General features: G+C 35.6%; 18 protein-coding genes, 1 pseudogene and 2 riboswitches. Of the genes and pseudogenes, 15 read left to right on the top strand and 4 right to left on the bottom strand.

The annotated features are described in order from the left end of the window. The first annotated feature begins 102 nt into the window (after positions 1-102). The 7 genes and pseudogenes from M2098_RS03560 (at position 103) to M2098_RS03530 (ending at position 7,309) form a co-directional block, all read left to right on the top strand. On the top strand, positions 103-1,773 hold the full coding sequence (locus M2098_RS03560; protein ID WP_280681784.1) for a formate--tetrahydrofolate ligase: 1,671 nt from the start codon (positions 103-105) through the stop codon (positions 1,771-1,773). A gap of 294 nt (positions 1,774-2,067) precedes the next feature. Continuing rightward, on the top strand, positions 2,068-3,174 hold the full coding sequence (gene ald, locus M2098_RS03555) for an alanine dehydrogenase (RefSeq protein WP_280681782.1): 1,107 nt from the start codon (positions 2,068-2,070) through the stop codon (positions 3,172-3,174). Between the two features lie 129 nt (positions 3,175-3,303). After that, the gene (gene fba, locus M2098_RS03550) at positions 3,304-4,170 is read left to right on the top strand and encodes a class II fructose-1,6-bisphosphate aldolase (protein WP_280681780.1); all 867 of its coding nucleotides are present in this window, start codon (positions 3,304-3,306) and stop codon (positions 4,168-4,170) included. Between the two features lie 129 nt (positions 4,171-4,299). Next, positions 4,300-4,968 (top strand): annotated as a pseudogene (locus tag M2098_RS03545) (DapH/DapD/GlmU-related protein); the annotation flags it as partial. A 16-nt stretch (positions 4,969-4,984) separates the two neighbouring features. Next, complete coding sequence (locus M2098_RS03540) at positions 4,985-5,959, top strand: ribose-phosphate pyrophosphokinase (protein ID WP_280681772.1); 975 nt, start codon at positions 4,985-4,987, stop codon at positions 5,957-5,959. A gap of 105 nt (positions 5,960-6,064) precedes the next feature. Continuing rightward, complete coding sequence (locus tag M2098_RS03535; protein ID WP_280681770.1) at positions 6,065-6,685, top strand: flavodoxin family protein; 621 nt, start codon at positions 6,065-6,067, stop codon at positions 6,683-6,685. Between the two features lie 9 nt (positions 6,686-6,694). Then, positions 6,695-7,309 carry a cytidylate kinase-like family protein gene (locus M2098_RS03530; RefSeq protein WP_280681768.1) on the top strand — a complete coding sequence of 205 codons (615 nt, stop codon included), beginning with the start codon at positions 6,695-6,697 and terminating at the stop codon, positions 7,307-7,309. Between the two features lie 140 nt (positions 7,310-7,449). On the opposite strand, the gene M2098_RS03525 is transcribed toward M2098_RS03530, so the two are convergent. Next, positions 7,450-9,384, bottom strand: a complete 1,935-nt coding sequence (locus tag M2098_RS03525; protein WP_280681766.1) for a PTS sugar transporter subunit IIA — start codon at positions 9,382-9,384, stop codon at positions 7,450-7,452. Positions 9,385-9,431: 47 nt separating this feature from the next. Then, complete coding sequence (locus M2098_RS03520; protein WP_280681764.1) at positions 9,432-10,835, bottom strand: glycoside hydrolase family 1 protein; 1,404 nt, start codon at positions 10,833-10,835, stop codon at positions 9,432-9,434. A gap of 169 nt (positions 10,836-11,004) precedes the next feature. Between M2098_RS03520 and M2098_RS03515 the strand changes: the two genes are divergently transcribed. The 3 genes from M2098_RS03515 to M2098_RS03505 are packed head-to-tail and all read left to right on the top strand — an operon-like array spanning position 11,005 to position 12,927. Then, complete coding sequence (locus M2098_RS03515; protein WP_280681762.1) at positions 11,005-11,331, top strand: PTS sugar transporter subunit IIB; 327 nt, start codon at positions 11,005-11,007, stop codon at positions 11,329-11,331. Positions 11,332-11,337: 6 nt separating this feature from the next. Continuing rightward, on the top strand, positions 11,338-12,567 hold the full coding sequence (locus tag M2098_RS03510; protein WP_280681760.1) for a PTS transporter subunit EIIC: 1,230 nt from the start codon (positions 11,338-11,340) through the stop codon (positions 12,565-12,567). Positions 12,568-12,597: 30 nt separating this feature from the next. Further along, entirely contained in the window at positions 12,598-12,927 is a 330-nt protein-coding gene (locus tag M2098_RS03505; protein WP_280681758.1) for a PTS lactose/cellobiose transporter subunit IIA, read from the top strand. 37 nt (positions 12,928-12,964) lie between these two features. On the opposite strand, the gene M2098_RS03500 is transcribed toward M2098_RS03505, so the two are convergent. Continuing rightward, complete coding sequence (locus M2098_RS03500) at positions 12,965-13,552, bottom strand: ECF transporter S component (RefSeq protein WP_280681756.1); 588 nt, start codon at positions 13,550-13,552, stop codon at positions 12,965-12,967. Between the two features lie 64 nt (positions 13,553-13,616). Then, a riboswitch (FMN riboswitch) is annotated at positions 13,617-13,744 on the bottom strand. Positions 13,745-13,797: 53 nt separating this feature from the next. Continuing rightward, entirely contained in the window at positions 13,798-14,019 is a 222-nt protein-coding gene (locus tag M2098_RS03495; protein ID WP_280681754.1) for a hypothetical protein, read from the bottom strand. Positions 14,020-14,152: 133 nt separating this feature from the next. Here M2098_RS03495 and M2098_RS03490 point away from each other — a divergent pair, with 133 nt between their 5' ends. The 5 genes from M2098_RS03490 to purC all read left to right on the top strand — a co-directional run bounded on the left by M2098_RS03490 (position 14,153) and on the right by purC (position 21,516). After that, positions 14,153-15,457 (top strand): DUF308 domain-containing protein, encoded by a 1,305-nt coding sequence (locus M2098_RS03490; RefSeq protein ID WP_280681752.1) that lies wholly within the window; start codon positions 14,153-14,155, stop codon positions 15,455-15,457. After that, on the top strand, positions 15,447-16,271 hold the full coding sequence (locus M2098_RS03485) for an HAD family hydrolase (protein ID WP_280681750.1): 825 nt from the start codon (positions 15,447-15,449) through the stop codon (positions 16,269-16,271). Before M2098_RS03490 ends, M2098_RS03485 begins: the two co-directional genes overlap by 11 nt. Before the next feature lie 63 nt (positions 16,272-16,334). Further along, a riboswitch (purine riboswitch) is annotated at positions 16,335-16,435 on the top strand. A gap of 144 nt (positions 16,436-16,579) precedes the next feature. After that, positions 16,580-17,092, top strand: a complete 513-nt coding sequence (gene purE, locus M2098_RS03480) for a 5-(carboxyamino)imidazole ribonucleotide mutase (RefSeq protein ID WP_348521558.1) — start codon at positions 16,580-16,582, stop codon at positions 17,090-17,092. Continuing rightward, a complete protein-coding gene (locus M2098_RS03475) occupies positions 17,093-20,785 on the top strand; it encodes a phosphoribosylformylglycinamidine synthase (protein WP_280681746.1) in 3,693 nt (1,230 codons plus the stop codon). 14 nt (positions 20,786-20,799) lie between these two features. Then, positions 20,800-21,516, top strand: coding sequence for a phosphoribosylaminoimidazolesuccinocarboxamide synthase (purC, locus tag M2098_RS03470; protein ID WP_280681744.1), 717 nt, complete (start codon positions 20,800-20,802; stop codon positions 21,514-21,516).

The following is a 21,516-nucleotide window of genomic DNA, read 5'->3' as shown; positions in this document are numbered from 1 at the left end:
TGTCTATGATTACTGTGCATAATCCATCATCTTTTCGGATATAGAATTGTGTCATGTCACAAAATGTAATACAATAAAATGGATACAAAGGAGTGGCGAGAAATGTACAAAACAGATTTAGAGATTGCACAGGAAGCAAAACTGCAACCAATTAGTGAGATTGCAAAAAAAGCAGGAATTCCTGAAAGTGAATTGGAACTATATGGGAATGTAAAAGCAAAAGTTTCGCTTGATGTATTAAAAAATGCAGAAGCAAAGGAAGATGGAAAACTAATTTTAGTAACAGCGATTAACCCAACAAGAGCTGGTGAAGGAAAAAGCACAACAACAGTTGGTTTAGTTGATGCATTTAACCAAATTGGTAAAAAAGCGATGGTTGCTTTACGTGAACCAAGTCTAGGACCAGTCTTTGGAATTAAAGGTGGAGCTGCTGGTGGAGGATATGCACAAGTTGTCCCAATGGAAGATATCAATCTTCACTTTACTGGAGATATGCATGCCATCACAACATGTAATAACTTAATTAGTGCATGTTTAGATAATCACTTACACCAAGGAAATGAATTACAAATCGATAAAGATCGTGTCGTCTTTAAACGTGTTTTAGATATGAATGATCGTGTACTTCGTCAAGTAGAAGTAGGTTTAGGGCCAAAAGCTAATGGAGTAGAACGTCATGATGGATTTACAATCACAGTAGCAAGTGAAATTATGGCAGTACTTTGTTTAGCAAATTCATTAATGGATTTAAAGGAACGTATTGGGAAAATCTTAGTTGCTTATAATGTAGAAGGACAACCTGTGTATGTTGCAGATTTAGGAATTGCTGGAGCATGTGCAATGGTTATGAAAGATGCAATTAAACCAAACCTTGTTCAAACACTTGAAAACAATCCAGTATTAATTCATGGTGGACCATTTGCAAATATCGCACATGGATGTAATAGTGTACTAGCAACAAGAACCTGCTTAAAACTTGCTGATTATGTTATTACAGAAGCAGGATTTGGAGCGGACTTAGGAGCTGAAAAATTCTTAGATATCAAATGTCGTGAAGCAAACTTAAAACCAAATGCAGTTGTGATCGTTGCGACAATTCGCGCTTTAAAACAACATGGAAATGTTGCTTATGAAGATTTACAAATAGAAAATGTAGAAGCGATGCTTGAAGGATGCTGTAACCTTGCGAAACACATTGAAACCATTCAAGCTTTCGGTTTACCATATGTAGTAGCAATCAATGAATTTGCAACAGATACACAAGCAGAAGTAGAGGCACTACAAGCATGGTGTAAACAAAACAATCACCCAATGTCATTATCACAAGTATGGGCAAAAGGTGGAGAAGGTGCAGTAGATCTAGCAAATCAATTAGTTGAACTTGTTGAACAAGAAAACAACTACAAACCACTCTATGATTTAGATGCATCAATTGAAGATAAAATCTTAACTATTGCCAAAACATGTTATGGGGCAAAAGATGTACATTATACAGATGAAGCAAAAGCACAAATTGCGATGTTTACACAACATGGTTGGGATAAACTTGCGATTTGTATGGCGAAAGTTCCATCAAGTTTAACAGATGATGCAAAAATCTGTGGAGCACCAAAAGACTTTACAATTACGATTCGTGAACTTCGTCCATCATTAGGTGCAGGTTTTATTGTGGCATTAACGGGTAGTGTTATGACAATGCCTGGTTTACCAAAAATACCAGCAGCAAACCGTATGGATATTGATGAGGATGGAAACATCACAGGATTATTCTAAGAATGGCCAAGGGAAACCTTGGTTTTTTTCTATCGTGCATCTAAGTAGAAAATAAAGTTGTATTCTCTTATGATATACAAGAACACAATTTTGATGTGTTCAAAAATAATAAATTACCTCTTGGTAGTTTGTGTGAAAATGATGCAACAGGCGAATTCAAATCGATGCATCAAACAGCGAAAAGAACAATATGCAAAACAAACTAGCTTTGCGAAAATTGTTCTTTTTTTTGCATCTACATTTACCTAGAGCTCAAATTATCATATAATTTACAGTAGAAACAGAGGTGAATGTATGAAAATAGGATGTGTAAAAGAAATAAAGAAACATGAATATCGGGTTGGTTTAACCCCAGCAAGTGTGCAAGCATATGTCCAAGCAGGACACGAAGTGTACTTTGAAAAAGGTGCGGGTGTAGGTAGTGGATTTATGGACGATGCCTACCAAGAAGCAGGAGCAATCGTAGTTGATCAAGCAAGCACTGTTTGGGAAACCGTAGATATGATGATAAAAGTAAAAGAACCTTTAGCTAGTGAATATACATACTTCCGCGAAGGTTTAATCTTATATACATATTTGCACTTAGCAGCAAATGAAGAACTAACAGATGAATTAACGAAAAAGAAAGTTACAGGATTTGCTTATGAAACGTTAATGGATGCAGGAGAACTTCCATTATTAAAACCAATGAGTGAAGTTGCTGGACGTTTAGCTTTACAAGAAGGTGCCAAAAGTTTAGAAGTACATAGCGGTGGACGTGGTGTATTGCTTAGTGGTGTACCAGGCGTACAAAAAGGTAAAGTTGTCATTATCGGTGGTGGTGTCGTTGGAACACACGCTGCAAAAGTTGCAGTTGGACTAGGAGCAGATGTAATTATCTTAGATAAAAGCATTCGTCGTTTAGCACAACTTGATGATATCTTTGGAAACAGTATTCAAACACTGTATTCAACCGATCATGAAATTGAAGAACAATGTAAACAAGCAGACCTTGTTATTGGGGCAGTTTTAATCCCTGGGGCAGCCGCACCTAAATTAATCAAGAAATCCTATTTAGCAAACATGCAACCAGGAAGTGTAATTGTCGATGTAGCAGTTGACCAAGGTGGATGTGCAGAGAGCACAAAAGCAACATACCATGATGATCCAACGTATGTGGTTGATGGTGTTGTTCACTACTGTGTAGGAAATATGCCGGGAGCTGTACCAAGAACCTCAACGATTGCTTTAACCAATGCAACACTTGCATATGGATTAAAAATTGCAAGTGCATCAATGGAAGAGTTGATTCATGATCCAGTGATGGTTAGTGCAATTAATACATACAAAGGTCACATTACCTTTGAAGGTGTTGCTACAGCATTTGATAAACCATACAAAGATATTAAAGGCTTAATCTAAACAAAATACAAAACATCAGAAAAAGCCTTTAAAATACGAGTTCAATTGTGAAAACTTTCTCAATAACATGCTTCACTTTTAAATGAAAATGGAGTATTATAGAGGTACTGAAACAGGAGGAATTATAAAATGGCATTAGTATCAGCAAAAGAAATGCTTGAAAAAGCACATGCAGGACATTACGCAGTTGGTCAATTTAACATTAACAACTTAGAATGGACTAAAATGATTTTATTAGCTTGTGAAGAAGCAAAATCACCAGTAATCCTTGGAGTATCTGAAGGTGCTGGAAAATACATGACTGGTTACAAAACAGTAGTTGCAATGGTTGAAGCAATGGTTGAATCATTAGGAATTACAGTTCCAGTTGCATTACACTTAGACCACGGTTCATACGAAGGGGCAAAAGCTGCATTAGAAGCTGGATTCTCATCAATTATGTTTGATGGATCTCACTACCCATTCGAAGAAAACTTAGAAAAATCAAAAGAAATTATCGAACTTTGCCACAGCAAAGGTGTATCTGTTGAATGTGAAGTTGGAGCAATCGGTGGAGAAGAAGATGGTGTTGTAGGTTCAGGAGAAGTTGCAGACCCTCAAGAATGTAAAGTTATCGCTGACTTAGGTGTTGACATGTTAGCTGCTGGAATCGGAAACATCCACGGAAAATACCCTGAAAACTGGGCTGGATTAAACTTCGATGTACTTGGACAAATCCAAGACGTAACAAGCGGAAAACCATTAGTATTACACGGTGGTTCAGGAATTCCAACTGACCAAATTAAAAAAGCAATCTCTTTAGGAGTATCAAAAATCAACGTAAATACAGAATTACAATTAGTATTTGCTGCTGCTACTCGTAAATATGTTGAAGCTGGTAAAGACTTAGAAGGTAAAGGATACGACCCTCGTAAATTATTAGCTCCAGGTTGTGATGCAATCAAAGCTGAAGTTCTTAACAAAGTTAAAGAATTCGGTTCTGAAGGACAAGCTTAATCATAAAAAACGAAAGTACATTTAAAAAAATGTACTTTTTTAATAGGAAAGGATGAACTCTTGACTTTTTTTTGATATGATAGGATGCGTAAGCAAGAAGGAGTATTTATGGATTATACAGATCAAATGTTAGCACGTAAAGAATCTTGGGTTTTAAAAAATGAAAAATTATTAAAACAAGGTGTGTATGTAATGGACATCAACAACACGTATATCGATGAAGATTGCACGATTGGTGAAGGTAGTACGATTTATCCAAATGTTTGGATTGAAAAAGGAACTGTTATTGGTAAAAACGCAACGATTTTACCAAATTCATTTCTATCAAATGCAACCATTGAAGATAACGTAACAATCGATTCAAGTAAGATTGTGGATAGTATTGTTGGTGTAGATAGCGTGGTTGGACCAATGTCTCACTTACGAGGACATACGCATATAAAAGGAAATGCCCGCATTGGAAACTTTGTGGAAATGAAGAATACAAACTTCGGTTTAGGTAGTAAATGTGCACATTTAACGTACCTAGGAGATAGTGATGTCGGAGAAAAAGTAAACTTTGGTTGTGGTGTTGTCACTGTAAACTACGATGGAAAAAACAAATTCCGTACAGTAGTTGGTGATGGAGCATTCGTTGGAAGTAACGTAAACTTAATTGCGCCAGTAACCATTGGTAAAAATGCATTATTAGCTGCAGGAAGTACCATCAATAAAGATGTGGAAGATGGAGCTATGGGAATTGCAAGACCATTCCAAGAAAACAAACCTGAAAAAGGTAACCAATACAAAAATAAATAAAATGAAGGAGAAAATCATGGATAAGGAAAAAGCTGTAGTTTTTGCCCTAACTACAAGTGTAAACTTGGCAAAAGAAATGTGTGAAGTTATTGGATTGGAACTAGGAAAATGTGAAGTGAAGCACTTTGCAGATGGGGAAATCCTAGTACAACTTGGAGACACGGTACGTGGGAAGGACGTATTTATCGTTCAATCGACGTGTAATCCAGTATCAAGTTCAATTATGGAAGTGCTTATTTGCATTGATGCATGTAAACGTGCAAGTGCAAAAAGTATTAGTGTGATTACGCCGTATTACGGATATGCTAGACAAGACCGTAAAGCGCAACCACGTCAACCGATTACAGCGAAACTTATCGCCGATTTATTACAAGCTGCAGGAGCAACTCGTGTTATCACAACAGAGTTACACGCTGCACAAATCCAAGGGTTCTTCAACATCCCGGTAGATGATTTAAGTGTTATGTGCATTATCTCAAACTACTTTGTTGAAAAATTCGGACCAAATGCAGACGATGTTGTTGTTGTATCACCAGATCATGGAGGAACAACAAGAGCACGTAAAGTTGCAAATGCATTAAACTGTCCTCTTGCAATTATTGACAAACGTCGTCCAAAACCAAACGTTGCAGAAGCAATGAACTTAATTGGAGATGTAAAAGGTAAAAAAGCAATTGTTGTTGATGACATCGTAGATACTGCAGGTACATTGATGGCGGGTATTGATATGTTATACAACAATGGAGCAACTGAAGTATACACAGCATGTGCACATGCTGTACTTAGTGATCCAGCAATTGAACGCATCAATAATTCTAAAATTGTTGAATTTGTTTGTACAAACACAATTGATCAAACAGAAAATGCAAAACTGATGCCAAAAATGCGTGTGATCAGTTTAGCTGAACTTCTTGCCCTAACCATTCGTCAAATCGAAGAAGGTCGTCCAGTAAGCGAAATGTTACAACGCTTTAACTACGACAACAAATAGAAAATCTAAGACACTTCGGTGTCTTTTTTTCAAGCTTGTATCATTCCCATAGCCTTTGTTTGAATTTTTGGCGTATAATACGTATATAAGGGTTTAGGTGATAAGATGAAAGTATTATTGATGAATGGAAGTCCACGCCCAGCAGGATGTACGCATCGAGCATTATTAGAAGTGGAAAAACAACTACAAAGTGAAGGAATTGAAACAGAGATTGTCCATATTGGAACAACACCAATTATGGGGTGTACATCTTGTGGGATATGTGCAGAAAAAGGTGAGTGTTTTCAAGATGATCTTGTAAATACATTTGCCAAAATGGCAAAAGATGCAGATGGATTTGTCTTTGGAAGTCCAACATATTATGCAGATGCATCAGGACCACTTACTGCATTTATGAATCGCTTGTTTTATTCAGCAGGAAATGTATTTGCACAAAAACCAGGTGCAGCCGTTGCATCATGTAGACGTGCAGGTGCAATGAATACACTAGATCATATTCAAAAGTATTTCTTGATCAATCATATGCCAGTAGTTCCATCACAATATTGGAATGTGGTACATGGTTCTACTGCTGAAGATGTTGAAAAAGATTTAGAAGGTCTCCAAACAATGCGCTCATTGGCAAAAAATATGGCGTTTATGCTTAAGTGTATTGAAGCAGCAATGGAAAAAGGTTTACCATTTCCAGAATATGAAAGAAAGGTACGGACGAACTTTATCCGATAGGTGGACAAAATGGCAAAAAAAGTACTAATTACAATTTCACGTGAATATGGTAGTGGAGGAATACTACTAGCAAATGAACTAGGTAAGAAATTAGGAATTCCTGTGTATGATAAAGAACTCTTATTTCAAATGAGTAATGAGAGTGAAAAAAATAAAAGTATTCATGATCAAGTAGAAAAGAATGTCGAAAATGCAGATTACTATTTTCATCTAGGAGGGGCAAAGTTTTTAGGTGCAAGTGGAGTACTAACTGAAATTGCCTTACATGAAAGAGTCTACACCAATCAACGAGATGTGATCCTTGAAGCAGCAAAACAAAGTTGTATTATCTTAGGTCGTTGTTCAGGATATATTTTAAAACAAGATCCCGATGTTGTTAGCGTATTTGTGCGCGCAGATGTAGCTGATAAGAAAAAGCGTGCAATTGAAGTATATAAAGACGATGCAGAAAATATTGAGAAAGTATTACATGATATGGATATGCGCAGAGCGAACTACTTTAACTACTTTACGAATGAAGTATGGGGTAAAATTAGTAACTACGATTTAGTTGTGAATACAAGTAAAGTCGGTGTAGAAGGGGCAGCAGATGTAATTATTGCCTATGCCAATAGTCGTATTTAAAAAGTCACTTGCGTGACTTTCAGCTTATTGCATTTTCGAGGCAATGTAATTTTCCTATAAAATAGGAACTATAAAAATCTTGTTGTTCCTTTTGTAACATCAAAAATTAAAAGGGTAGCGCGAGCTACCCTTTTAATCATTTATGATACGACAAGCTTTTGATGTATAAATTCAATTAATTTATCTATGAATTCATCATATAATGTAAGTGCTACAAGCTGTTCTACATATTCGCTTTCCGCTATTACGTCCACTAAATAATCGAAAATATCTGCAAATTGTTTTCTTGAATCATTGCTGATGCCAAGCATGACAATTATATGCACATCATTCTCATTCCATCGAAGGGGTGGGTTGCAAATTGCAAAAGAAATAAAACCCTTTTTCGCCTTTGAAGAAAGAGCGTGGGGGACAGCAACGTTACCAAATACTGTACTACTTGTTTTTTCACGTTGTAATACATCATCGATAAAACCCTCTTCAACATAACCCAAACGATAGAGGTCAGCGCCCATGTCTTTTATCGCTTGCGTAGCAGAAGAGAAATTTGCATGAGCATAAAAAAGTTCCTCATCAACGAAGCTTTCCAAGTAACTTATTAGTGCCTTTTTCCTTTTGTTTTGAAGTTCTCGGTCAATTGCGATACGAAGTTTACTTAGCTCTTTTTCTGTAATAAACGGAGATATAATAACACTACTATAAGGAAAATCTAAATCAACAGTAGAAATAATAAGGTCTACTTCTTCCTCTAAAGGTTTGTAGCGACTGAGAGGTAATGCATATTGAATATGGATTTTATCCTCAAATATTTGCTGAACACGTTCCATTGTAATTTGGTGTGTATTGTGATATTCCATATATACAAACATACAACATAATCGTTTCTCGCTTTTTGCATTGTTTTCAAAATAGCTACCAATATGAAAAGCAAGATAGGCAATTTCATCTTCGTTAATATCTGTATTAAATGTGTGTTCAAGTTCTTGTGCAAAATAAACAGCAATGTCATATATCAAGGGGTATGTAGATTTTACTTGCTTTGTTAGGGGGTTCTTTGCAAATTTATCATTCGAGATTCTTCTATAAAGAGCCCATAGATGTAAAGCCATTTTCACTCGGAAACTTTGGTCGAAAGGATTTAAATAATAGGTCTTAGCTATATTTTCTAAAATTGTTTCAGTTATTGTCAAAAAGCGTTTATCAATATACTCTTCGAGATTCTCTTGATTAATTTTTCCTGCATCGACAGTGATGGAATTGTTGGCAACAATAAGAAATAGCTGATAGAATTCAGCATCATTAACTGCAATCTCGTATTCATTTTCGATGAAAGTAACAATATTTCTTGTAGCAAGATATATATCACTCGTTTCTAACTCTTTAATATCGATTGGTGTATCCAACATGCAATCGCTACGAATACGATCAATCATAATAATAAGATGTAAAGCAATGTCGTTTAGTGAATAATCATTAGTAAATACTTTGTTATCCGTTAGAATTTGATGGATATTATTGCGGAATTCCCATAGATGATAATGATAAGAAAGCAATTGGACTTTATCTTGTAAAACAAACGAATTGTATTCTTTCGAAGAGAGCAAATGACTCATCATAGATCGTTTGTCTTTTTCCTCACCTTCAAGTAGTAAAATGTCTCCATTTCTCAGTAATGTGAGATTATGAGAAATCAAAAAAGAACGAATAGATTTCAAATCACGTTCAATTGTTGGGACGCTAACATAGAGTTCCTCACTAATTGTGAAAATATCGTATCCTTTTGGTGAAGCAATTAACTTCTGTATAATATAGTCTTGCCTTTGTTGTGGGGAAAAGTTTTTTTGAGTAGTTAAAGCTTTACAATAATCATCATAATGTTGATCAGCTATCTTATAACCTTCTTTTCCGGAAAGTATTAAATTAAAATCATCGCTTGTATTATTAATAGTAGTTATATACTTTCGTACCTGTCTTGTCGAAACGCCTAAATGCCCAGCAATTTGTTTTGCTGGGATCCAGGTATTGTTACTTAAAATTAAGTATTCAATTAGTTTAGTTGTTCTATTTTCTCGCATAGTACCTCTTTATAGATGTATTATATCATGTAGTGAACTCGCTCATACTATTTAATGTTTGAATGATCAATTGTAGAAGCATTAGCTTTAATCATTTCTTTATACCAATAATAAGAAGCTTTTGGATATCGTTTGAGTGTGTTGAAATCAACACCAACCAAGCCATATCTTTTTTCGTGTCCATTTTTCCAAGAATAGATATCGAATGTTGACCATGCAAAATAACCGCGAACATCAGCACCTGCTTTTTGTGCTTGTATTAAAGCGGCAATGTGATCATTCATGAATTCAATTCTATAAGTATCTTCAATTTTGTTTTCATTTAGTTCTTCGTAACAACCGACTCCGTTCTCTGTAACATAAATTGGAACGTTATACTTCTTTGATTGATGAATAAGTCCAGATTTCATGCTTTGAGGAATGATTTCAAAATCCCAATCGGTGAATACACCTTTTGGATCCATGTATTGTGTAAACCATCCTTTGATTTGTACGCTTGTTGAGTTCTTTTTAGATTTCCCAGCGTTATTAACAGAAAGCATGGTCTCTCCTTCAACATAAGGTTTAACAAGTGCACGATAATAGTAATTCAGTCCAATCCAGTCCACAGTATTGTTTTTTATGATACGTAATTTTTCTGGAGTCATAAACGATATATCATATTCTTTTGATAGTGTTGTTACAAGGTCGATTGGAAACTCTCCAAACACCGCTGTATCAAGTACCCAATTGTTGTAAAAATTATCAGCATGACGCATTGCGATTTGAGTTTCAATAGAATCGTCAATACCCTCGACAGGGTTCCAACTATGAACCATTCCTATTTTTCCTTGATATCCTTTTGCACGATAGTCTCTCGTTGCCAAAGCACTAGCGTACATCACGTGAAAGGAAGATAACATAGTTTCAGGTACACTATGATGCTCAGGAGGGTAGTTCCCAATCAAGTATGGATGAATAGATATATACTTCGGTTCGTTAAAAGTCGCCCAAAAGGTTACTCTATCTCCAAAGGCTTCGAAGCAAGTGTTTGCATAATGTAAATATGCTTCACAAATATCTGGATTTAACCATCCACCAACTTCCTCCCAATACTGAGGTAAATCATAATGATAAATTGTCACAAAAGGCTCAACATCATATTTAATGCAAGTATCGATTACTTTGTTGTAATGGTCAATCCCTTTAGTGTTGATTTCTCCATTACGATTCTTAATAATGCGTGGCCAAGAAAGTGAAAATCGGTATGCGTTTTGATTTGATTCTGCTAGTAAACGAATATCTTCTTCGTAATGATGGTAGTGATCACTAGCGACATCTCCGTTCTCATAATTGTTTTCGTGTAGATATGTATCCCACATACCTTCTGCTTTTCCATCTTCATTCCAAGCACCTTCACATTGATAGGATGCAGTTGAAGATCCCCAAAAAAATTTCTCTGTGTTTTTCATATAAACTCCTTTTCTATGTTTTCATTATAAATAGCCAACACAAAGTCAAACAAATAAAAGAAGTTCCACCATCGCGGAACTCGTTTTATTTGTTAATAGAGTTAACTTCTTTTATTGTATAAGTAGGTCATGACAAAATTTTATCATTAATGGAAATGGAGGAGAGAGTATGAAAAATATATTACTAGTATGTGGAAGTGGTGCATCCAGTGGGTTTTTGGCACGTAATATCCGCGTTGCTGCAAAAAATAGGGGAATTGAAGTTAAAGTAACAGCTCGAAGCGACGCTGCAGTTGAAGATTACTTAGACACTTTGGATTTATTGCTAGTAGCACCACACCTAGATTATTTAGTTTCAGAATTAGAAAAAACAGCTTCAGCTAGGAATGTTCCTGTTCATGTAATACCAAAAGCAGCATATGGTAGTTTAAATGGTGAAGCTGTATTAGATTTTATTCTTGATGAAACAAGCGTGTTTAAAAATGAGGAGGAATAATTTATTATGAAAAAATTCGTTGATTGGATTAGCAATAAGGTAGCTCCAAAATTAAATCAGATTGCTAGAAATCCATGGTTGAGTGCAGTACAACAAGCCATTATGACTTGTATGCCTATAATATTTATTGGATCAATTGTTACGTTGGTCGATATCTTGAGAGGGTTTTGGGATTTTGTTCCGGATCTATCACAAATCTCTAATTTTTCAATGGGGTTAATGTCTTTGTTCTTGGCATTTTTAATTCCGTATAATTTAATGGAACTTAAAAAACACAATAAAGCAAAAAAAGAAGCAGGAATTGCAGGAATTGCGTTATTTTTAATGTTCTGTGGCCCTACATTTGATGGAGATTTCATTTCACTCACATTCGGTGCTTTAGGAGCAGGGGGAATGTTTGGTGCGATTGTAGCAGGTTTATTTGCCGCTTTCGTGATGAATATCTTTGCGAACTTCTCTTTTTTCAAGGAAGATTCGCAAATTCCAGACTTTATTACTATATGGTTTGATACATTAATTCCAATGTTTGTAATATTACTAGTTGGATATATCCTTGTATTTGCTCTTCAAATTGATATGATGAGTATAATTGATTGGGTTTTTAGCCCGGTTTTGCAAGTTGGGGATTCATTATTAGGGTTTATTGTCTTATATTGGGTTGGTTATTCGTTTCTTTATTCATTTGGTATTTCAACATGGGTTACATGGCCAATTGAGTCAGCGATCGTATATTCAGCACTTGCAAAGAATCAAGCTGCATTAGCAGCGGGAGCAACACCTACTCTTCTAAATGCCTATGGGGTAAACTCATATATGGCGATTGGTGGTTCAGGATGTACGTTAGCATTAGCGTTAATGATGTTCCTTTTTGCTCGTTCAAGAAAAAATAAGATTATGGGGAAAGCAGCTATCGTTCCTAGTATGTTAAATATTAATGAACCAATTATTTTCGGAGCACCAATTGCATTTAATCCAATGTTAATGATTCCAATGTGGATTTCTGGATTAGTCGTTGTATTTACAACTTATTTCTCATTATACTTAGGGTTGGTACCTGCAATCACAAAACTATGGTCTTTCTGGTATGTTCCTAAACCTATCGGTGCGTTTGTTATTGGTGGACTTCCTGGACTAATCTTATGTTTGGTTAACTTTGCGTTGTCATTTATGATATTTTATCCTTTCTTCAAGGTATACGATCGTCAATGTTTAGAGGAAGAAACACAGGAAGCGTAAGTTAAGAATGTACAATGAAGGAGTAGAAGTATGTCTGATACACGTGTAGAAAAAGCAATGGAGATAATTTTAGCAGCAGGTGATGCTAGAAGCAAATGTATGGAAGCGCTTGAAGCAATTGCAAATGAAGATATTACAAAGGCAGAGTCATTATTAAAAGAAGCTCAGTATGAAATCACAAAAGCACATCAAGTGCAAACTGAGACAATTCAAGAGGAAATGCGTGATGAGCAGAGTACAGAGTATTCATTACTGTTTGCACATGCACAGGATACGTTAATGACAATTTACAGTGAAATAAACATCACGAAACAGTTAATCAAAATCTTTAACAAAGTATATGAAAAAATGAATGCATAATAAAAACCTCCGTGAGGAGGTTTTTACATTTGTTGTGCTATTTATTATTTTTTAAAATCGGTGTAACTCTCTTGTAAAGTAGGAACACCACTAAACATGATAAGAATCCTTTGATTAAGTTGAATGGTAGTACAGCAACAAGCATAAAGGTAAATAGACTTGATACCGGAATACTTGCTTGACTTAAGAATGCTTCAATTGGCATCTTAAAGAAATATGCATATGCTGGTAATAAAACAAAGTAGTTAAGGATCATAGCAACAACGCATAAACTAATAATACCAACAAGCATTCCAAGAAGTGCTTGTTTTTTAGTTTTGTTTTTGTGATACATATACGAAGCAGGCAAGACAAGTGCACATCCCATTAGAAAGTTTGCGACTTCACCAATTCCCATCGTTGTGGTTCCATCAAGTAAAAAGTTGATAAAGTTTTTTAGTGCCTCAATCATAATGGCAGGACCAGGTCCTAAGGCAAATCCCCCAAGTAAGACAATAACTTCACTAAGATCCACTTTGTAGAAAGGCGGAACCAGTGGGACAAGTGATACTTCAAATAGCATCACGACTGCAGCAATTGCTGCAAGTACACTAACTTTAATTAGTGTCTCCAGTTTTTTGTTCATTTCATAATCTCCTTTTCAATAAAAAAACCCGTGAGTAACACAGGGCAATATTTCATATGAAAAGAATGTTCTTCTTTCATCCAGACTATACTGTCGCCACTGGAATTGCACCAGTTCAGCCTTTCGGCTCGCGGGGTTTACCGCCGGTCAGGAATTGTTAGTTAACTAACGCACCTTGCCCTGAAGATTACAAAATCATTATAGCATAAATCTGTAATATGCAAATAAAAAAGCAGGAGAAACTCCTACTTCTGGTTTGTTTGCTGTTGTTCTAGCTTATTTGTTATCCATGTGTGATACAAACATAGCATGTCCAAAGTAAACAACATCGACCCATGATTTAGTTGGATCGCAATCTCATTAATATCCATTGTTGGGGTAAGTCGTTCAGCGCTATGACGACTCATTAAACTTTCTAAAGTTCCTTCTTCCATTTCTGCAAGAAACTCGTTAATTTCTGGTAACATAAGTTTTTCACATCCTTCAATTTCCATTATAGTATAAACCTTAAAAAAATCTAGATGTACGCATATTTTCACACACTTGTTTAGATACAGTTCACATACTTGTTTCTGTTGAAAACTCATGTATAATACAACTATGAAAACCAAACCAGTAAATTCCATTCAACAAATGATTACCGGGTTAGCCATATTTCTACTAGGAATCTTTATTCTAAATGCTGCGATGTTAACACTGAGCACCTTTTTTTATGTGTTTGGAATTGTGTTTGTGGTGATGGGACTAAGTAAGTTATTTACCTTTATTACACATAAGATTCGTGGTTTAGAAAAAGTAGATTCTTTTTTGCGCATTTGTATCGACTTTGCAATTGGAATATTAATCATCGTATTTCCAGATATGCCAATATCGATCTTTGGAATTGTCTGTGCTTTTTATGCATTACTGAATGCTGCAATCCATTTTGTGAATGCATATATAAAAAGTAAAAATCATGTACGTGATCAATATAAAGAACTTGCCGTAGGAATTGTGTATTTTATCTTTGGGGTCTTCTTATTATTTTCACCTGCCATGTATGTAAGTGTTGTGGTGAATGTAATTGCAGTATTCTTTATTTTATACGGTTTTGGAATGTTGCAATCAGGTGTGCGTCTAGCCTTATCCATTCAACGTAAGAACGATTTAAAGCGTAAAATACGAATTACTTTGCCAACATTTGTAGAGTTTATGATTCCAAGTTACGTGCTTGGACAAATTAATAAATTCTTGCAACCAATACAAGTGGATCAACCATCCAAACTGAGTTTTGAAGAACGCAAAAGTGATGAAGATGTGGATGTAGAAGTACTTGTACATATGAGTGAAAAAGGCTTTGGACGTGTTGGACATGTAGATATTGCCTATAAAAATATGGTATTATCATATGGCAACTATGATCCAAGTAGTTGGCGTATGTTTGAACTTATCGGTGATGGTGTACTCTTTAGGGCAAATAAGAAAGAATACATTCCTTTTGTTATTGAAGATAGTGCCAAAACACTTGTTGGCTTTGGTTTGAAGTTAAGTGAAATGCAACTACAAGCGATGAGTGAACTGGTTGATTGTGTCATGGAAAATACAATCAAATGGATTCCACCGTTTTATGTTGGGGTAAATGATTTTTATGCATCACGCTTAAGTTTTCATGTTCCTACCAACTTCTTCAAAGTTCGTAATGGTCGCTTTCGCACCTTCTTTGTTGTTGGTGATAACTGTGTGCGCTTTGTAGATCGCTTACTAGGTGCAGCAGGAATTGACTTAATTAAGTTGTATGGAATTATCACACCAGGAAGTTATTATGATTATTTAAATGCAGAGTTTGCAAATCCAGATGGGATTGTTGTCAGCAAACGTATATATAGTAGTATTTTAGAAAAAGATGGAGATAGAAATGAAAAGTAAAGTAGTGTTTATTGATGTAGATGGAACCTTATGTTTAGATGATGGACATACCGTACCAGAAAGTGCGCAAGCAGCTTGTAAACAAGCAAGAAAAAATGGACATAAATTATTCTTATGTACCGGTCGCTCAAAACCGGAAATCTTTGATAACATCTTAGAAGTTGGTTTTGATGGTATTATTGGAGCAGGTGGAGGATTTGCGGATGTAGATCAAAAAAACCTATTCCACAAACAAATGCAAGAAGCAGATGTAAAAGCAGTACAAGCGTATTTTGAAGAACGTGGAATCTTATATTACATTGAAAGTAATGAAGGATTGTTTGGCTCAAGAGAATTACAACTACATCTAGCTAAATTAATGAGTCCAGATGATATTGAAAAAGGATTGGAAGCACCATTTGTGAAAGCGTTGCAACCATTTAGTGATGATATTGATTATGCATCAATTAATAAAATCTGTTTTCTAGATAATGCAAATCATCCATTACAAGATGTAGAAGAAAGATTTAAAGATGTCTTTGAAGTGCTTGCCTGTACAGTTCCTGCATTTGGAAAAAACAGTGGAGAACTAATTATTAAAGGTGTAAGTAAATCTGTAGCAATTGATCAAGTGCTAGCGCATATTGGTGTAAGTAAAAATGAAACCATTGCAATTGGTGATGGAAAGAACGATATTGACATGTTTGAATACTGTAATGTCGGTGTTGCCGTTGGAAATGCAGACCCAAAATTAAAAGAAGTTAGTGATTTTGTGGTAAGACGTCATGATGATGGTGGACTAGCAGATGCATTTAGTCAATTGCAACTTATCTAAGTTATAAATTACATCAAAAAATAAAGCGGTATCTTATTTACAAGATATCGCTTTTTGTGTATTATAGGAATGTAAGAAAGTACTTGTATAATAGTTGAGATATGGTCAACAAGTTTCTACCTCGCACCGGTATTTGCGAGACTACAAGGAATGAAGTTTGTATTAGTACTTTTTTTGTTGGTTTGCGCTCTAACTTGTGGGGAGGTAACAGCATGCAAATGATGGTTATGAATACAAATTTCACAAGAAAACGTAAATTTTTTTCATAACGTGGTAGATAGTTTTATTAACCACGGTTTTTTTATTTTCTGGAGGTAAGAAAGATGATTCAAGTAAGTATTGTTATGGGAAGTAAAAGTGATTTAGAAGTCATGCAAAATTGTATGAATCAATTGAAAGAATTCGGGATTGGATATGAAGTGCGAATTTTAAGTGCACATCGTACACCAAGTGAAGCACATGGATATGCCAAAGCATTACGTGAACGTGGTATTAAAGTCATAATTGCTGCCGCTGGTGGTGCTGCCCATCTTGCAGGAGTCATCGCTGGAGTTACAACACTACCAGTTATTGGAGTGCCAATGCAAACAAGTGCACTTGGAGGAATGGATTCACTTCTTTCAACTGTCCAAATGCCAAAAGGAATTCCAGTAGCAACTGTTGCCATTGGAAAAGCAGGAGCTGCAAATGCTGCAATACTTGCAGCGCAAATGATTGGTATTGAAGATGAAGCAATGGCAATCAAACTTGATGATTTTAAAGTACAAATGGCAAAAACAGTATTAGCCGATAGTGAAATAGAAACATATGAGGGAAACTAGATGAAACAACGTTTATTTGTAAGAAAAAAAGAAAAGTTTAATGTAGAAGCAAATTCAATTTGTAGCGATATTAACCATAACCTACAAATTACAAGTGTGATAGGCGTTGAACTATATAACATATACGATATTTTTGAAGCAGATAGTCAAGATATCGAATTACTACGCACTAAAGTATTAAGTGAAATCGTAACGGATGAAGTATACGATGACGTAGATTTGTCTGGGAAAACATACTTTGCATATGAAAGTTTACCTGGTCAATTTGACCAACGTGCAGATAGTGCCCAAGCTTGTTTAATGCTACTCAACAATAAAAGTGATGTAGTTGTAAAAAGTGGACGTTTGATCATTCTAGAAGGAATGCCAACAGATGAAGATATCCAAGCGATTAAACACCACTTTATCAATCCTGTAGAAATGCGTGAAAAGGATTTAACAATTCTAGAAAATGATGAAGATGTAAGTGTGGATCCAGTACTTAACGTCGAAGGATTTATCCAGTGGAATGAAGATGAAGTAAAAGCATATCGTGAAAACGAAAGTCTTGCGATGAGTGATGCAGATTTACTATTCATTCAAGAATACTTTAAAAAAGAAGACCGTAACCCAACAGTTACAGAAATTAAAGTATTAGATACGTACTGGTCAGATCACTGTCGTCACACGACATTTGAAACGGTATTAAAAAACATCGTATTTGAAGAAGGTACATTTAGTAGTCGTCTACAAGAAGCATACGAACAATTTTTAGATTTACATCAAAAAGCAAATAAGAAAGAAAAACCAATTACATTGATGAACATGGCAACTGTAGCTGGTAAATATATACGTCAAAATGGTTTACTTGAAGATCTTGAAGTCAGTGATGAAATCAATGCATGTTCCATTGAAATCACAGTTGATGTGGATGGAAAAGAAGAACCATACTTATTGATGTTTAAAAACGAAACACATAACCACCCAACAGAAATTGAACCGTTTGGGGGAGCAAGTACATGTATTGGTGGGGCAATTCGTGACCCGCTATCTGGAAGAAGTTATGTTTACCAAGCAATGCGTATTACTGGTGCTGGTGATATTACAAAACCGATTGCTGATACATTACCAAACAAATTGCCACAACGTGTAATTTCAAAAGGTGCAGCAAATGGATACTCAAGTTATGGTAACCAAATTGGTTTAGCAACAACCTATGTAAAAGAAATCTTTGATGAAGGCTATGTAGCAAAACGTATGGAAGTTGGAGCAGTTGTAGGAGCTGCACCAAAAGCAAATGTGATGCGTTTACAACCAGAAGCCGGAGATATTGTTGTCTTGATTGGTGGAGAAACCGGTCGTGATGGAATTGGTGGAGCAACTGGTTCAAGTAAAGAACATACAGAAACTTCATTAACGAAAAGTAGTAGTGAAGTACAAAAAGGAAATGCACCTGTTGAGCGTAAATTACAACGTTTATTTAGAAATCCAGACTGTACACGATTAATTAAAAAAGCAAATGACTTTGGAGCAGGTGGGGTAAGTGTTGCCATTGGAGAATTAGCTGATGGAATTCACATCAACCTTGATAAAGTACCAACAAAATATGCAGGATTAAATGGAACTGAACTTGCAATCAGTGAATCACAAGAACGTATGGCTTGTGTGATTTCACCAGATGCATACGAAGCATTCAAAGAATATGCATACCAAGAAAACTTACAAACATACATTGTTGCTGAAATCAGTGATGATAATCGTTTGATGATGAACTTTAAAGGGGAAACGATTGTTGATATCGATCGTAATTTCTTAGATACAAATGGTGTGCGTCAAGAACAAGATGTCATCATTGAAGACTACACAGCAAATCATGCAACTCCATTTGTGGCAAAACATGAATCTGTGGCAACTGTCTTACAAGATGAAAATGTTGCGAGTCAACGCGGACTTGTCGAAATGTTTGATGCAACAATTGGAGCAACAACAGTCTTAATGCCGTTTGGTGGAAAATACCAAATGACAGAAAGCCAAGCAAGTGTGCAAAAAGTATCTGTATTTGGTCAAACAAATACAGCAAGTGTATTAACGTATGGATACCAACCAAGTATTGCGAAATACTCTCCATACTTAGGAGCTTCATATAGTGTTGTAGAAGCACTAGCAAAACAAGTAGCGGTTGGTTCAAGTTATAAAAAAGCAAGATTATCAAACCAAGAATACTTCGAGCGTTTAGGAAATGATCCAAAAAAATGGGGAAAACCGACGCAAGCATTACTTGGATTGATTGAAGCGCAAATGGCATTTGAAACACCATCTATTGGTGGAAAAGATTCGATGAGTGGAACATATAAAGATTTAACAGTGCCACCAACATTAATCACTTTTGCAGTAACAACAGAGAAAGTTGATGCCATTGTATCAAATGATTTAAAAGCTGAAAATCACTACTTGTATTATGTAAAACATAAAGCAAATCGTGATGATTCACCAAACTACAATCAACTAAAGAAAATCTTTAGTGCAGTGAAAGATAACATCGATGCAAAACATATCGTTGCTGCTAATGCAGTTGGATATGGGGGAGTTGTCGAAGCATTATGTAAGATGAGTTTTGGAAATAAAATTGGAGTTGATATAACAAGTGATGAAAACTTGTTTGCGGCAAACATCGGAAGTTTCGTTGTCGAAAGTACATGCGAAATTGAAGATGAAAACTTTATCTACTTAGGAAAGACAATCGAAGATCTAAAAATTAAGGTTAACGATGAAAGCATGAGTATTGATGAAGCAATTGCTTTATGGGAAGCTCGCTACAAAGAAATCTATCCAACGATTGTACATGAAGGTGCTGAGTACTTGAAGAAAGTCGACTACGATGATCAAAGTATTGTAAAAGCAAAAACACCAATCGATAAACCAAAAGTTATCATCCCAGTTTTCCCTGGAAATAACTGCGAATACGATTGTAAAAAAGCATTTGAAAAAGCAGGAGCTGATGCTGAAATTTATGTATTCAACAATATTGATGTAGAAGCAACAAAACGCAGTATTGATACTCTAGCAACAAAAATTGCAAATGCACAAATCTTAATGATTCCTGGTGGATTCTCAAGTGGAGATGAACCAGATGGAAGTGGTAAATTTATTGCCAATGTATTAATGAATGAGAAAGTCAACGATGCTATACAAACCTTACTGGCAAACGATGGACTGATCTTAGGAATCTGTAATGGATTCCAAGCCTTGATTAAATCAGGGTTACTACCTTATGGAGATATCGAAAAGCTTGATGAAAATTCACCAACTTTATTTAGAAACGATATCAACCGACATGTATCTCATATCGCGACAACAAGAGTTAGTTCAACGATGTCACCATGGTTGAAAGGATTCAAGGTTGATGACACACACAAAATTGCCATGTCACATGGGGAGGGTAAATTTGTGGTGAGTGAAAAAGAAGCACAAAAATTATTTGAAAATGGGCAAGTGGCTACGCAATATGCAGATTTACGTGGACGACCAACGATGTCTGGTGTGTATAACATCAATGGTTCAACATACGCAATTGAAGGTATCACAAGTCGGGATGGAAGAATCTTCGGAAAAATGGGACATAGCGAACGCTATGAAGATGGACTCTTTAAAAACATTTATGGAGACAAACTTCAAGACATCTTTAAAAACGGTGTCGATTACTTCAAAAAATAGAAAAGGTGGGCAAAATGGAAAAATTAGAAATGATCTACGAAGGAAAAGCAAAACAAATTTATCGCACGGATGATGAGAATCTCGTCATCATTCACTATAAAGATGATGCAACAGCAGGAAATGGTGAAAAAAGAGGGACGATTGAAAATAAAGGGGTTCTTAATAATAAGATTTCAAATATGATTTATCGTTACTTGATGAAACATGGAATTCAAACACACTTAGTTGAAGAACTAAATGATCGTGATTCTTTATGTACAAAAGTGGATATTGTTCCACTGGAAGTAATTGTGCGTAACTTAGTTGCTGGAAGTGCAGCTGCACGCTACAAAATGGAAGAAGGTACAAAAGTTTCAACACCAATTATGGAAATTTGCTGGAAAGATGATAATTTAGGAGATCCATTGATCAATGATTATCATGCCATTGCATTTGGTTTGGCTACACGTGAAGAACTTGATGAGATATATGCACAAACATCAAAGATTAATGAATTGATGCTAAAGATGTGGGATGAAATGGGAATTCAATTAGTGGATTTCAAAATCGAGTTTGGACGTACTAAAGAAGGTCAGATTCTATTAGCTGATGAAATCAGTCCAGATACTTGCCGCCTATGGGATAAACACACAGGTGAAAAATTAGATAAAGATCGTTTCCGTAGAGATATGGGAAATGTAGAAGAAGCTTATAAAGAAATCTTCTCAAGATTGGAGAAAAAAGAGGATTAA

This window comes from Breznakia sp. PFB1-19, from assembly GCF_029893935.1.
Taxonomy (GTDB): Bacteria; Bacillota_I; Bacilli_A; order Erysipelotrichales; family Erysipelotrichaceae; genus Breznakia; species Breznakia blatticola.
The sequence above is the reverse complement of the archived record's forward strand: the minus strand, read 5'-3'. Positions and strand labels throughout refer to the sequence as shown.

Coding starts and splice junctions, on each gene's coding strand:
- purC (WP_280681744.1), top strand. CDS start 20,800: ATGGAAAAATTAGAAATGATCTACGAAGGAAAAGCAAAACAAATTTAT.
- M2098_RS03535 (WP_280681770.1), top strand. CDS start 6,065: ATGAAAGTATTATTGATGAATGGAAGTCCACGCCCAGCAGGATGTACG.
- M2098_RS03510 (WP_280681760.1), top strand. CDS start 11,338: ATGAAAAAATTCGTTGATTGGATTAGCAATAAGGTAGCTCCAAAATTA.
- M2098_RS03495 (WP_280681754.1), bottom strand. CDS start 14,019: ATGTTACCAGAAATTAACGAGTTTCTTGCAGAAATGGAAGAAGGAACT.
- M2098_RS03540 (WP_280681772.1), top strand. CDS start 4,985: ATGGATAAGGAAAAAGCTGTAGTTTTTGCCCTAACTACAAGTGTAAAC.
- M2098_RS03500 (WP_280681756.1), bottom strand. CDS start 13,552: ATGAACAAAAAACTGGAGACACTAATTAAAGTTAGTGTACTTGCAGCA.
- M2098_RS03475 (WP_280681746.1), top strand. CDS start 17,093: ATGAAACAACGTTTATTTGTAAGAAAAAAAGAAAAGTTTAATGTAGAA.
- M2098_RS03515 (WP_280681762.1), top strand. CDS start 11,005: ATGAAAAATATATTACTAGTATGTGGAAGTGGTGCATCCAGTGGGTTT.
- M2098_RS03520 (WP_280681764.1), bottom strand. CDS start 10,835: ATGAAAAACACAGAGAAATTTTTTTGGGGATCTTCAACTGCATCCTAT.
- M2098_RS03560 (WP_280681784.1), top strand. CDS start 103: ATGTACAAAACAGATTTAGAGATTGCACAGGAAGCAAAACTGCAACCA.
- M2098_RS03525 (WP_280681766.1), bottom strand. CDS start 9,384: ATGCGAGAAAATAGAACAACTAAACTAATTGAATACTTAATTTTAAGT.
- M2098_RS03505 (WP_280681758.1), top strand. CDS start 12,598: ATGTCTGATACACGTGTAGAAAAAGCAATGGAGATAATTTTAGCAGCA.
- fba (WP_280681780.1), top strand. CDS start 3,304: ATGGCATTAGTATCAGCAAAAGAAATGCTTGAAAAAGCACATGCAGGA.
- M2098_RS03530 (WP_280681768.1), top strand. CDS start 6,695: ATGGCAAAAAAAGTACTAATTACAATTTCACGTGAATATGGTAGTGGA.
- ald (WP_280681782.1), top strand. CDS start 2,068: ATGAAAATAGGATGTGTAAAAGAAATAAAGAAACATGAATATCGGGTT.
- M2098_RS03490 (WP_280681752.1), top strand. CDS start 14,153: ATGAAAACCAAACCAGTAAATTCCATTCAACAAATGATTACCGGGTTA.
- M2098_RS03485 (WP_280681750.1), top strand. CDS start 15,447: ATGAAAAGTAAAGTAGTGTTTATTGATGTAGATGGAACCTTATGTTTA.